The organism is Vibrio sp. 1CM7H (assembly GCF_023161645.1).
Lineage (GTDB): Bacteria > Pseudomonadota > Gammaproteobacteria > Enterobacterales > Vibrionaceae > Vibrio > Vibrio diabolicus.
This window is the reverse complement of record NZ_JALNTV010000001.1, coordinates 1,668,409-1,680,210: the sequence shown is the minus strand read 5'-3', so window position 1 is coordinate 1,680,210 and position 11,802 is coordinate 1,668,409. Positions and strand designations below refer to the sequence as shown.

At 44.6% G+C, this 11,802-nt stretch carries 14 protein-coding genes; 9 read left to right on the top strand and 5 right to left on the bottom strand.

Features of this window, described 5'->3' with window-relative positions:
- Positions 1–286 precede the first annotated feature (286 nt).
- Positions 287–1,288, top strand: coding sequence for an arginine deiminase-related protein (locus tag MSG33_RS07335; RefSeq protein WP_065645214.1), 1,002 nt, complete (start codon positions 287–289; stop codon positions 1,286–1,288).
- 130 nt (positions 1,289–1,418) lie between these two features.
- On the opposite strand, the gene MSG33_RS07330 is transcribed toward MSG33_RS07335, so the two are convergent.
- Positions 1,419–2,342, bottom strand: a complete 924-nt coding sequence (locus MSG33_RS07330) for an AraC family transcriptional regulator (RefSeq protein ID WP_005392187.1) — start codon at positions 2,340–2,342, stop codon at positions 1,419–1,421.
- 436 nt (positions 2,343–2,778) lie between these two features.
- Between MSG33_RS07330 and MSG33_RS07325 the strand changes: the two genes are divergently transcribed.
- The 4 genes from MSG33_RS07325 (at position 2,779) to MSG33_RS07310 (ending at position 5,096) form a co-directional block, all read left to right on the top strand.
- On the top strand, positions 2,779–3,228 hold the full coding sequence (locus MSG33_RS07325) for a cupin domain-containing protein (protein WP_086015559.1): 450 nt from the start codon (positions 2,779–2,781) through the stop codon (positions 3,226–3,228).
- Positions 3,229–3,378: 150 nt separating this feature from the next.
- Positions 3,379–3,732, top strand: a complete 354-nt coding sequence (locus MSG33_RS07320; RefSeq protein WP_248380419.1) for a cyclophilin-like fold protein — start codon at positions 3,379–3,381, stop codon at positions 3,730–3,732.
- 157 nt (positions 3,733–3,889) lie between these two features.
- Positions 3,890–4,555 carry a carboxymuconolactone decarboxylase family protein gene (locus MSG33_RS07315; protein WP_248380418.1) on the top strand — a complete coding sequence of 222 codons (666 nt, stop codon included), beginning with the start codon at positions 3,890–3,892 and terminating at the stop codon, positions 4,553–4,555.
- Between the two features lie 43 nt (positions 4,556–4,598).
- A complete protein-coding gene (locus MSG33_RS07310; RefSeq protein ID WP_005398244.1) occupies positions 4,599–5,096 on the top strand; it encodes a cupin domain-containing protein in 498 nt (165 codons plus the stop codon).
- Between the two features lie 51 nt (positions 5,097–5,147).
- On the opposite strand, the gene MSG33_RS07305 is transcribed toward MSG33_RS07310, so the two are convergent.
- Positions 5,148–5,840: an MOSC domain-containing protein gene (locus MSG33_RS07305; protein WP_226421239.1), complete on the bottom strand. Its 693-nt coding sequence runs from the start codon at positions 5,838–5,840 to the stop codon at positions 5,148–5,150.
- A gap of 109 nt (positions 5,841–5,949) precedes the next feature.
- On the opposite strand from MSG33_RS07305, the gene MSG33_RS07300 reads away from it, so the two are divergent.
- Both MSG33_RS07300 and MSG33_RS07295 read left to right on the top strand, forming a co-directional pair.
- Positions 5,950–6,765: a helix-turn-helix transcriptional regulator gene (locus MSG33_RS07300; protein ID WP_048625576.1), complete on the top strand. Its 816-nt coding sequence runs from the start codon at positions 5,950–5,952 to the stop codon at positions 6,763–6,765.
- 88 nt (positions 6,766–6,853) lie between these two features.
- Positions 6,854–7,846 (top strand): zinc-dependent alcohol dehydrogenase family protein, encoded by a 993-nt coding sequence (locus tag MSG33_RS07295; protein ID WP_248380417.1) that lies wholly within the window; start codon positions 6,854–6,856, stop codon positions 7,844–7,846.
- A 73-nt stretch (positions 7,847–7,919) separates the two neighbouring features.
- On the opposite strand, the gene MSG33_RS07290 is transcribed toward MSG33_RS07295, so the two are convergent.
- From MSG33_RS07290 to MSG33_RS07280, 3 genes are all read right to left on the bottom strand, one after another.
- Positions 7,920–8,615 carry a VC0807 family protein gene (locus tag MSG33_RS07290; protein WP_046875662.1) on the bottom strand — a complete coding sequence of 232 codons (696 nt, stop codon included), beginning with the start codon at positions 8,613–8,615 and terminating at the stop codon, positions 7,920–7,922.
- A gap of 168 nt (positions 8,616–8,783) precedes the next feature.
- Positions 8,784–9,269 carry a sigma-70 family RNA polymerase sigma factor gene (locus MSG33_RS07285; protein ID WP_203343124.1) on the bottom strand — a complete coding sequence of 162 codons (486 nt, stop codon included), beginning with the start codon at positions 9,267–9,269 and terminating at the stop codon, positions 8,784–8,786.
- Between the two features lie 83 nt (positions 9,270–9,352).
- On the bottom strand, positions 9,353–10,039 hold the full coding sequence (locus MSG33_RS07280; protein WP_248380416.1) for a DJ-1/PfpI family protein: 687 nt from the start codon (positions 10,037–10,039) through the stop codon (positions 9,353–9,355).
- 126 nt (positions 10,040–10,165) lie between these two features.
- Here MSG33_RS07280 and MSG33_RS07275 point away from each other — a divergent pair, with 126 nt between their 5' ends.
- Both MSG33_RS07275 and MSG33_RS07270 read left to right on the top strand, forming a co-directional pair.
- A complete protein-coding gene (locus MSG33_RS07275) occupies positions 10,166–11,122 on the top strand; it encodes a LysR family transcriptional regulator (RefSeq protein ID WP_248380415.1) in 957 nt (318 codons plus the stop codon).
- A gap of 127 nt (positions 11,123–11,249) precedes the next feature.
- Positions 11,250–11,789 carry a CAP domain-containing protein gene (locus tag MSG33_RS07270; protein ID WP_164665967.1) on the top strand — a complete coding sequence of 180 codons (540 nt, stop codon included), beginning with the start codon at positions 11,250–11,252 and terminating at the stop codon, positions 11,787–11,789.
- Positions 11,790–11,802 lie beyond the last annotated feature (13 nt).

The window sequence follows — 11,802 nt, the reverse complement described above, 5'->3', positions numbered from 1 at the left end:
ATTGACGAGAGGGGCGAAAAAATAGTCTAACCGATTGTGTTTTAAATGTAACTAGTTGGTTATGGGTGTGGTTGTCTATGGTTCTGATTCTTATGATGAATTCTTCGCATGTTCATCGCGATGCCATAAAACCTTAAACCTGCATAGTGACAATAAAATTTCGGGAGAAATAAGCTAAGTTCAGTGAAAATTACTTCTAGATAATTAAATTAATTGTGAAAACAGCAAAACTGAAGTTAACAATAAATTTACAATCTCCTCATTCTAGTGATAAGGAATGTATTGGATGCTATTACACGAATCAGTGACCCAATTTGCTAATGGGAAAGAAGAAAGCACGCAAAGTGCTCAGCGCCAAACCGCAAACTGCGTAGTGATGGTGCCACCGAAAGAGTTTCGTTTTAATGAAGAAACCGCACAAGATAATGAGTTCCAACATAAAGTGTCACTCAGCCAAGAAGAAGTCTCGCGTAGAGTGATGGCCGAGTTCGCGAGTATGGTTGCAACGCTGCGTCAAGAGGGCGTTCAAGTTGTTGAGTTTGATTATCCAGCTTCAGATGTTTCGACGCCAGACGCGGTATTTCCAAACAACTGGTTTAGCACTACGCCAGATGGCACGTTGTACACCTTTCCAATGGCCTGTGAAAACCGTCAAAAAGAAGTGCGTCCCGATGCGCTTGTGGCGGCACTAGCGCAAGCTGGGCGAGAAGTTCATCGACGTAGCAGCCTAACTGAATATCTTGATGAGCAAGCGTATTTAGAAAGCACGGGTGTGATGGTCTTTGACCACTTAAATAAAACGGTCTATGCCGCACTCTCACAACGTTGTGATCGTCTGGTTTTAGAAGATTACGCCGATCGCATTGGCTATGAACGAGTGATCTCTTTCCAAACCCGTTTGCCGTCTGGTGCGCCTATTTACCATACCAACGTGATGATGGCTGTGGGTGAGCAGTTCTGCGTGATTTGTGACGAAGTGATCCCAGAATTTGAGCGTCGTTTTGTTCTGAAATCACTCGCCAAAGATAAGCAAGTGATCTCTATTTCGATTGAGCAAATGAACCAGTTCTGCGGCAACATTCTTCAGTTGGAAACCATCAATGGAGACAAAGTCATTGCGATGTCGCAATCGGCATACGATGCTTTCTCTCCTGCACAAAGAAATCAACTTGCGACGCACGGTAAATTGCTGCCATTCGATGTTTCTACCATAGAATCTATTGGTGGTGGCTCGGTTCGCTGTATGTTGGGTGAGGTATTTTTGCCTAGTCGACAAGCGGTGTTATAAACAATATTGCGCAGTTTTGCTTGCAAATGCAGGTGACGTTCATTCTATCCCAAATAATAAAACCGTTAGCCTCGAGGCAGTACGAGGCTGACGGTTTCACTTTCTAGCTTCTTCCTAGGATATTCCGAGCTTAACCCATACTCTCGCGCAAAGACTTGATGTCTTTGGATGGTGGCGCACCAAATAAACGGCTGTATTCACGGCTAAATTGAGAAGGGCTTTCGTAACCCACTTTAAACGTAGTCGCCATGGCATCGAGGTTTTCTGTCAGCATTAAACGCCGAGCTTCGCTGAGTCTTAATTTCTTTTGAAATTGCAGTGGCGTCATAGATGTCATAGAACGAAAGTGGGTATAAAACGCCGATTTACTCATGCCACTGTAGGCGGCTAACTCACTGACACTTAACGGCTTTACGAAATTATTCTTCAACCAATCAATGGCCTTCGCGATTTGATGGCTGTGACTTCCTGCAGTTACGATTTGATTAAGACGAGCGCCCTGTTCGGTGATTAACAGTCGATAAAAAATCTCTCGTTTAATGATCGGCGCTAAAATTTTGATGCTTTGTCCTTCATCCAGCAGCTCTATTAAACGCAGAAAGGCGTCAAGTAATGGCTCCGACAACTCTCCAACCGCTATGCCTTTTTGTGCTTCTTTGCTTTGATTAAACGTCAGCTCACTATCGACAATAAGTTGAGATATTTCAGTCAGATCCAGCTCCATAATCACCCCTAAATAAGGTTTATCTTCACTGGCTTCAATGATATTGGCGATAATCGGCAAGTCGACAGAGGAGATTAAAAAGTGGTTCGCATCGTAAACAAAGCTATCTTCACCCAACAACACGCGCTTTCTCCCTTGAGCAATTAAGCAAATACTTGGGTTGTGGGTGTAGCTTGTCGGTGGTGTTGGGGTTGCCCAACGACTGAACCTTAATCCTGGAATTTCTGTGTCATATTGGTTCGCGCCATTTGCCCATTTCTCAATGTGCTTGGCAAGCTTTTCTATTGCACTGGCCAGGGTTGACGAAGTGTTTGACGGTACCTCTTGCATAAGTCAGTGCTCTCCTCTGGTTGGCCTTAGGTTCGGTGTTAACGGCATGCGATTTCTGCCTTTGTAGTTAACGCCTCTTCGGAGTCAATTAAGCGACTTCATTAAGCATAGTTATAACAGTTCATTTCTTTAAGTAAAGAATATTGGGCAAGTGTCTATTTCGAGGTTAAGCGATCAGAGAGTGATCTTTCTGGTTGGTTTTTGAGCGGGTTAATTGTCTGTTATGAATTTTATTATTTAATAGTCAAATGCTTATGTATAGATGAGTTTTTATTCCGTTTTTTCTAACCGGTCTCAAGTATGGTTGTCTTTTGTATTGGTTTGGAATATTGGGCAAGTATTAGCAATGAATAGGCTAACGGTCATCTATCAAAGCGCAATACAGTGAACCTATGGTTTGGTGAGTTGTAAGCACTCAAGAACACTATTTGGAGTCATGATGAATAACAAAAGCAATACTCAAATCCCTGACGTACTGCAAGCCGGTGTATTTCAAGGTCGAGGCATTTTCGAGTTTGGTGAAAAGAATGAAGCGTATGCGGATTACTTTACCGGTACGAGTTATCTGGCGTTGCTCAATCAGCCTGGTCTTATCGTGGCGAACGTAACGTTTGAACCAGGGTGTCGCAATTTTTGGCATATTCATCATGAAGGTGGGCAGATTCTGTTAGCGACAGGAGGGCGAGGTTGGTATCAAGAATTTGGCCAACCAGCACAAGAGTTGAATGTTGGCGATGTCGTGCATATTGCGCCAGGTACTAAGCATTGGCATGGCGCAGCTAAAGACAGTTGGTTCTCACATGTAGCAATAGAAATACCGGCTGAAGGCGCAAGTAATGAATGGTGCGAACCAGTCTCTGATCAAGAGTACATGCAACTAAAGTAGCCCGAGCTAAGTTTTCAGTGAGAAAAGGGAATATCGATGAGACAAGCATACCGTTTCAATCAGTGGGTGAGATGCGTTTTGGTGAGTGGTGTCTGGATGTTCCCCTGCATTGTAAACGCAGAAGTTAATAGCGCTGGATTGGAGGAAAATATGGTGAAAATTCGTTTTATTTTCGATGATTGCAGTGTTTCAGGCACATTGAAGAGCAGTGCGAGTACAGACGATTTTGTTCGTCAATTGCCTCTTACATTAGATCTACAAGACTACGCAAATACAGAGAAAATTTCTTACTTACCGAATAAGTTAACTCGCGAAGGCGCACCTTCTGGAACTCAATCAAAAGCGGGTGACATCTCTTATTACGCCCCTTGGGGAAATTTAGTTATCTTTTATAAAGACTTTGGTTACGCGTCTGGGGTAATTAAATTAGGTCAAATCGATGATGGGATTCATTGCTTTATTTCGAAAGAAACAAACCGTGTCACGATCGAAAAAGTAAATTAATGACCCAGTTAACAATGTGAATTATTAATGTGGAAATCAGAACGCTAACAAATATATTTCTAGAACTTCTATGGATTAGAACACCGTTACATAATGGAATTTTGATATGAAATCATTAAACAAATCTGTTAAATCAATATTAATATTGGTGCTCACTATGACAACGCTATGCACAACGAATATCGCTTCAGCATCAGAAATATTCAGTGATAAAGAGCGAGCTATTATTCCTATTTCTGCTTTTACTGCGAGTGGTGAAATAGAAAAACTAACACAAAGCCTTAATGATGGGTTAGACGCAGGCCTAACGGTCAACGAGACAAAAGAAGTGCTGGCTCAGTTGTACGCGTATGCTGGATTTCCGCGCAGTTTGAATGGACTAGCAACATTTATGACGGTGTTGGAGGAACGTAAAAGCCGAGGTATTACCGATATCTTAGGGCGAGAATCAAGCGCGTTACCTAACGATAAAACCAGCTTAGAATTTGGCGCTGAAAACCAAACACAACTTGTTGGTGCAGAAGTAAAAGGCGCGCTATTCGATTTTTCTCCGCAAATTGATGAATACCTAAAAGCACATTTGTTTGGTGATATTTTTGAACGCGATGTGCTCACTTGGAAAGAGCGTGAAATTGCTACGATTGCAGCATTAGCAAATATGAACGGTGTTAATAGCCAATTAGCAGCTCACTATAATATCAGTATGAATAACAATGTTTCTATTCAAGAGTTAGAGGAATTTATTGTTGTATTAAGTGAGTGCTGTGGTGAAAGTGTGTCTAACAATGCTCAATCGGTCCTAAAAACAGTTTTGGAAAAATAAATATTATTTGGCCAATCATATCAATTAGAAAGGAATTCGTTTTATGAAAAATAAATCATCATTGTTTATTTGGTCTGTGCTGTTGTCGACGGGATTTATGCTTCCAATCGCTCAAGCAGCCGATGGTAACTCATCTTCGCAGCAAGTTTATCGCTCTGCTGATCAGAAATCGTTTCAAGGACCTGAAAACCTATTTACCGGGAAAGTTAACGTCGAGATGTTGTTTCCTGAAAACGAAGTTGCAAACTACAGCGCCGCCTATGTCACTTTTGATGCAGGAGCTCGAACCGCTTGGCATACTCACCCTGCAGGACAACACATGATCGTCACTTCCGGTACCGCACTTACAGGAACGCGTGATGGGCATGTAATTCGATTTGCTGCTGGTGATAGTGTTTGGTGTCCGCCTGGTATCGACCATTGGCACGGTGCTACACCAAATGCGCCAATGACTCACCTAGTGGTTACGGCGTCAAAAGACGGTGAAAACGTTATCTGGAAAGAGCAAGTCACCGATGGTCAGTATGCAGCAGGACAGTAATAACCAAGGCCACGTTTTTATAGTGAGCGCAGAGCTTTTACTCTGCGTTTTTTATTGTCTTGTTGGGCCAACCAAGCGCATTTCCCAATCCTCGACTTCGCCAGTTTCTAGGCGGCGCTCGACCAACTTGCCCCAAGACTCGACTAACGGCAGTTCAGACAGCTTAGTGAGTTCTTCTCTATCTAAACAGCCAGTGAAAACCGCGCCCATGATGCGAGCCAATGGCCATTCTGGATAAGGTCTTTCACACAGAATAATCTCGTCACCTGCACCGATATCGCCTTCTTCCAATACTCGGAAATACCAGCCTGTTCGAAGCGTATCTTGCAGTCTTCTCGCCATGTCGTGTTGGTCAAAGCGTACGTTAAGTTTCCAACAAGGCATGCGACCTTGCGATACTTCCAGTAGTGTTGAGCCGATGCGAATTTTATCTTTCAAGCAAATCGTGGATTCGGTGACGCCTTCGGAGCTGATGTTTTCGCCAAAGCCGCCGGCGGATTGGAAAATTGGTCTTTCACCTAATTGTTGTTGCCAGATTGGGTAGTGCTCGCTTGGGTAAATATGAAGCGCTTTTTGAATCCCACCATGAAAGCGCGGATCGCCTTGCTCATCACTGGTAAAACCAAGCTCTGTTGCGTGCTGGCGTTCGGGCAACACTTGTTTGTTGATTGCGCTTTGCGCTCCATGAGCATAAGGGACAGTTTTCCCTGCTAGTACAGCTTTTACGACGCCGATTTTCTTCATGTAACCTCCTTATTATGAATGAGAGATAAAGTGTTTACCTTCATTCGCGATGCGGAGCATGATAGCCTAGTGAACTTGTGTCGGAATAGGGATGAAAAGACAATCAACAATGCTAACTCGCCAAATTGATTCGAAGTCAGGCGTCATGACCTCCAATGAAATGATGGCCGCGAATCCCCATTCTCCTGTTTTGGTGAAAACCATCGACATGCCAAAAGGTTACATTGATGCGCTGCATCAACACACTTGGCATCAAATCATCTTTCCTATCAAAGGGTTATTGCAAACGCAAACGGAGCATTATCAGCATTTGGTTCCGCACACTTCTGCGTTATTTGTTCCTGCGGGTGTTCAACACGAGTCGATTGCTCTGAGTAACACGATCTTTGTTGGCATTTACCTTAACCCTGCGTTTGGCGCAATGTACGAGCCACAAGTGAGAACCATTGCTTTAACGCCGTTTTTAAATGAGCTTTTACAAGAGATCCGCAGACAGTGTGAAAATGAGGCAAGCCATGAAGAAGTGCTGCATTTGCTGGCGGTGTTGCATGATCAAATTTTGAAAAGCAACGTGCAGACATTTCAGTTATTACTGCCACAAGACAGACGACTCAAACTGATTTTCGAGCAACTGACTGACGAGCCCGCGTTGAGCTGTTCGCTAAAAGAGTGGGGGGAGAAAATTGGGGCGTCTGAGCGCACTTTATCACGGTTGTTCGCCAAGGAATTCAACACTTCATTTCTGCTTTGGCGGCAACAAATTCGGCTGATTTACTCGCTTTCTTTGTTAGATGAATCGTTGCCAATCCAAGCCATTGCAGACCTAGTGGGTTATCAAAACGACTCATCCTACATCAAAGCATTTAAAGCCTATTTTGATATGACGCCACAACAGTTTAGAGTGAACGGCGCATCGCGCAGGTAGAAATACAGAGCTTCGACTTCACTTAATGCTTTTGAGTAGAAGTCGCGAAACTTCCTTTTTGAATTTCAATTACATGGTATGAATAACAATGGCACCAACGATAAATACTCGAGTGAATCAATTCTGTTTTGGTCAGCCCAAAACGTCGCTGTCGTTGGAAAAAGAGCCCCTCAAACCGCTTGTTCAGGGCAAGATTCGGGTGAGGCTCGAAGCTACAAACATTAACCCAAGTGACTTGCTTTCCATTTATGGTGTTGGGCAATACCGCCGCGTTCACGTACCACCTCGCGTGCCGGGATTTGAAGCGGTTGGGCGTGTGGTGGAAGTCAGTGCTGTCGGTCACACTGGCTTTCAGGTTGGGCAAAAAGTGTTGGTGGCGATGAGTGGTACTTGGCAATACTACATCGATGCTTCGCCCGAGAATCTTTTTCCGCTACCTGAACGTTTGGATAACGGCTATGCCTGCCAGTTGTACATCAACGCGCTAACCGCGTGGGTTATCACCACTAAAGTGGCTAAGTTGAACAAAGAGGATGTGGTAATCATCAATGCGGCAGGGTCAGCGATCGGTAAGATATTTGCCCAGCTCGCCCATTCACTGGGTTTTACACTGATTGCTGTCACTTCAAAGCCAGACGAGTATCCGTACGATACGATTCCAGTGCTGGACGCGAAGCAAGACTTACATGCGCAACTGCAAACGCGCAAACTGCCACAACCAACGGCCGCTTTGGATGCGATAGGCGGTGAGGCTGGCACGTATCTCATTCGTACCTTGAAAGAAAACGGTCAATACATCAACTACGGAACGTTGTCGTTGGCGCCTTATACGCCGGCGTTTTTTGAATCGATGAAGACCAACAACATCGACTTTAGCACCTTCTTTTTGCGATATTGGGAAGAGTCGGTAGGTAAAGGCGGGAGAAAAGCGGTATTCGCTGAAATGTTAGACCACTTTATTGCCAACGATATAAAGTTAAATGTAGCGTCTGAGCTGCCACTAGAGGATTTTCAAACTGCGATTGAAATGGTTGAGCAACGCTCATCGGCAGTGTCAGGAAAAATCATTTTGACGTTATGAATTACAGTGAGTCTGTTGAGAAAAGGGAGGATAAAATCCTCCCTTTTTTGATGGGTTATTTGTAATGATGGGACTATTTTAAATGGAAAATTTGTTCTGTTTCGAGCGATGTCATCGTACGTACTTGACGCCAAATGTAATAAAAAATACCGAACATCATTAACATGCTTGGAATTGCAATCATCGGGTAGCTGTAAAGCGTCATCTTACCCAACTCTTCATTAAAGGCAGCCGTGCCCGAAGGACTGGTCACGATCCAAGTCGCAAGGAAGTAGTTCATCGCGGATGAGAACGCAAAAGTACTCGCAAACAGATAGTTTGATGACATTAGACAACGTTCAAATGCCTCTGATTGACCGTTCTCTTTCAAGCGTTCGTTAATCAGCGATAAATTCAATACCGTGTCATTCAATACTAACTTCTGCATCAGTGGGTAGCGGGTAAACGTTGAGCCCAAAACCGCTAAACCGATCAGGCCAGGGATCAGGGCTTCTTTCAAGGCTAACCAACGTGTATCGAGCTCTAACAAGCCAATGCCGCCAGTTAATAAAACACTGATAAAGCCAAGTGCAGAAATAAAGTTAAATTTCTTGTTCCGGACAAGGTCCATACCGCCGTAAATGATAGGAAATAGCAAAGCGACAACCAGCGCCATTGCTGTTCCTAGGTGTTCATCGCCGCTAAACTTCATCAAGATAAAGGAAGGGATGAATACGTTAAAAAGAATCTCGAATAGGGGATTCGGCTTTTTCGCCGTTGTGTTACTCATAATGTTTTACTGGCTCTACTCTATGTCGGCTGTTATTGTACTTTGACGAGAAGTGTTCATCTAGTCGCGCTTGATGTAAAGCGTTAAAGCGCCGAGTTGTGTAACGACTTATGAAATAGACCGGAGCATAGCCAGTTAGTTGACATGATTGACTACTTTTTTTGTGTCTTAATCGCGCTCCCTCTGCGCAATGATCTGATTGCGTGCTCTGAATAATCGAGTCGCCACGGTGTTGTGATTAAGCTCTAATACTTGAGCAATTTCATTATGATTAAACCCGACTACGAGTTTTAAGACCAATGGCTCTCGGTATTTGGGTCCGAGAATCATCATTTGTTTTTGAAGCCAATCTTGTGCCATGTCGTGGTCACTGCCAGGGTAGGTTTTTGCCTGTATTACACACTCATCAATATCGACAAAATCGTACTGCTTTTTATCAAAGCGCCGAGCATTCTCACGACGCAAAATGGTGATGAGCCAAGGCTTCGCGGCATTGGGATCATTTAAGTTATCAAAGAATCGCCACGCTTTCAGGAAGGTGTCTTGCGCCAAATCTTCAGCAAGGTGATGATCTTTGCATAGCCAATATGCGAGACGATAGATATCTTGGTATCGCTCCTTCGTCAGTGCTTCGTATCGTTTGTGTTTTTCCATAGCATTAAGATCAGAAGTGTAGAGCTGAGCAGCAGGTAACCTCTGAAGCTTCAAAGGTTACCTGCGGTTTCGTCCTTGCCCGCTTAAAATGGCTGGGTAGAAAAACGTGAGTATTGAAGGGCGTCTGCGACTTCTTGAGCTTTAGATTCTGAAGTCATGAGATGCAGCAATTTAAGGGCGGCCTGATAGCTGACTAGGCTGCCGTTTGAGGTGATGACGCCCTCATCAACAACAAAATTCTGGTCGACCTGTACATCAACTGCTGGATAGTCTTTTTGTAATCCGGTTTCACCTCCTGCCCATGTCGTCGCTTTCTTACCGTTTAAAAGGCCAGCCTCGGCCAATAGATACGCACCAGAGCAATTACTTGCCATCCAATCTGCCGCCTTTGATGTGGTTTGAATAAAGTGAATGAGATCCTTGTTTTCGATTAGCGCATCCATGTCGTAGCTGGATGTTAAAACCAGCACGTCGAGTTCCGGTTGATCGCCAATCCAAGCATCCACACCAATTTTTAATCCCTCTTCAGTGGTGATGGTTTTCTGATCAGAGACGGAAATAGTGACTACTTCATAATCGCTAAACCAAGTCAGACGACTTGCGACGCCAAAGACCTCTAAAGGCGCAGTAACATCAGAGGTCAGTACGCCGTCGTAAACCAGAATGCCAATGCGTTTATCCGCCGCATGTGCCGTTTGAAGTATCCCAAAGAATAGGACTAAGGTCGCTATCAATAGTTGTAGTGCATTCTTTAATCCATTTTTACCCATTGTTTTTTCCTCGCTAACAGAGCATCAAGTTATTGAGATTCATTATATTTGGGCTGATTGGTGATTGAAGAGCCACTTTGTCTTTACTAAAGTGAATAAAGTTCACGAATGGAATGCACGAGTTTTATGGATAAGATACGGTCCCTACGATTTTTTATTGCCACTTTAGAAGGTGGCAGTTTTGCTGCGGCCGCCAAAGCGTATGGCACAGACCCTTCTACGGTGAGTAAGGCTATCCATCGTCTTGAAAGCGACTTGGGAATACAGCTTTTCCAACGTTCTACGCGACAGATCCGTCTGACAGAAGCCGGTCGTCGATACGCAAATACCGCTAGGTTTGTACTGGACGAACTGACGGCGTGTGAGGATTCATTGAAAAGCCACAATGATGCGCTTTCAGGGCTGCTTAAGATTAACGTGCCAGTCTCCTACGGTCGCCTTTACATTCGCCCTTTATTAAAAGAGTTTTGTCGCCGCTACCCCAGCATCACTATCGATATTCATTACGATGATGCCTACGTTGATATTATTGAGCAAGGGATTGATGTGTCGATTAGATCTGGTGTCGTTCAGGACAGCCAGTTGATTGTGCGCCAGCTGAGTCCTATCGATTTTATTATTTGTGGCAGTCAGGATTACTTAGCGCGGCATGGTGTTCCGAGTGGCCCGGATGTATTCAATGACCATTCTTGGGTTCGTTTTCGTTTTAAACAAACGGGGAAACTGTTGCCGATTCGGATGCCAGAACCTGACGGTGCAAGTGAGTATAACCCCGAGAGAAATTTTATTGTAAACGACGGCGAATCCATGGCAGAGCTTTGCGCAGAAGGCTTAGGGTTAACTCAGATTCCTCACTTTATCGCGAGAGATTGGCTCAAAGCGGGGCGTTTAGTGCCGATATTTCCGAGTATGCGCCAAGCAGGAAATGGCGTGTATCTTCTCTATGCCAACCGGGAATATGTGCCTGCTCGAGTGAGGGTGTTCATCGATTTTATCACTCAAGCAATACAGGAGATGGATGAAACGCCATTCCATACGTGGGCTGAAACGTTGCCGATTTACCAACCGAACCAAGGAGATTGAAAACTTCATGTGAGTCTTTGGTTAAAACACTCCAAGCCATATGGTGCTTTTATGGGTTTTTGTTAGGTTATTGGGCGTTATTATCGACAAGCGCAGTTTGCTCTTCGTCACTCATAAAGGAAAGACAATGCCAACTAAGATCTTAGTGCCTGCTTTGGCCCTACTTCTCAGCGCATGTGGCGGCGATGGGGAGTCGTCAGCACCTGTAGAAAACGGCTCTCAAAACACAGGTTCCACATCGTCACAAGGCACATTTGCCGAGCAGATGCTCGAAGCGGTCAACAGCGCTCGCTCTACTACACAACAGTGTGGCGCAACCACCATGCCACCTGTTGGGGCCCTGACTTGGAGCTACGCTTTGGAAAGCGCCGCTTATCGACATTCAAGCGACATGGCGAACAGCGATTTCATGAGTCACACAGGCTCTGACGGCAGCAATATGTCAGATCGAGTCAACGCAACGGGCTATGCTTGGAGCGCTATTGGTGAGAATGTCGCCGTAGGGCAAAGTTCCATTAACGCCGTCGTTAATGCTTGGTTATCGAGCGAAGGTCACTGCCTCAATATCATGAGTGCGGATTTTGATCAGATGGGCGCGTCGCTTGTCGAAAATCACTCGGCAAGCTACGGGTATTACTGGACTCAGGTTTTTGCCAAACAGCGCTAATGCGATAAAGAAA

What these genes read in the sequence shown, in the direction of transcription:
- MSG33_RS07305 (WP_226421239.1), bottom strand. Translation starts at nt 5,840, where the DNA reads ATGAAGAAAATCGGCGTCGTAAAAGCTGTACTAGCAGGGAAAACTGTC.
- MSG33_RS07310 (WP_005398244.1), top strand. Translation starts at nt 4,599, where the DNA reads ATGAAAAATAAATCATCATTGTTTATTTGGTCTGTGCTGTTGTCGACG.
- MSG33_RS07335 (WP_065645214.1), top strand. Translation starts at nt 287, where the DNA reads ATGCTATTACACGAATCAGTGACCCAATTTGCTAATGGGAAAGAAGAA.
- MSG33_RS07295 (WP_248380417.1), top strand. Translation starts at nt 6,854, where the DNA reads ATGGCACCAACGATAAATACTCGAGTGAATCAATTCTGTTTTGGTCAG.
- MSG33_RS07290 (WP_046875662.1), bottom strand. Translation starts at nt 8,615, where the DNA reads ATGAGTAACACAACGGCGAAAAAGCCGAATCCCCTATTCGAGATTCTT.
- MSG33_RS07325 (WP_086015559.1), top strand. Translation starts at nt 2,779, where the DNA reads ATGATGAATAACAAAAGCAATACTCAAATCCCTGACGTACTGCAAGCC.
- MSG33_RS07315 (WP_248380418.1), top strand. Translation starts at nt 3,890, where the DNA reads ATGACAACGCTATGCACAACGAATATCGCTTCAGCATCAGAAATATTC.
- MSG33_RS07275 (WP_248380415.1), top strand. Translation starts at nt 10,166, where the DNA reads ATGGATAAGATACGGTCCCTACGATTTTTTATTGCCACTTTAGAAGGT.
- MSG33_RS07320 (WP_248380419.1), top strand. Translation starts at nt 3,379, where the DNA reads ATGGTGAAAATTCGTTTTATTTTCGATGATTGCAGTGTTTCAGGCACA.
- MSG33_RS07280 (WP_248380416.1), bottom strand. Translation starts at nt 10,039, where the DNA reads ATGGGTAAAAATGGATTAAAGAATGCACTACAACTATTGATAGCGACC.
- MSG33_RS07270 (WP_164665967.1), top strand. Translation starts at nt 11,250, where the DNA reads ATGCCAACTAAGATCTTAGTGCCTGCTTTGGCCCTACTTCTCAGCGCA.
- MSG33_RS07300 (WP_048625576.1), top strand. Translation starts at nt 5,950, where the DNA reads ATGCTAACTCGCCAAATTGATTCGAAGTCAGGCGTCATGACCTCCAAT.
- MSG33_RS07330 (WP_005392187.1), bottom strand. Translation starts at nt 2,342, where the DNA reads ATGCAAGAGGTACCGTCAAACACTTCGTCAACCCTGGCCAGTGCAATA.
- MSG33_RS07285 (WP_203343124.1), bottom strand. Translation starts at nt 9,269, where the DNA reads ATGGAAAAACACAAACGATACGAAGCACTGACGAAGGAGCGATACCAA.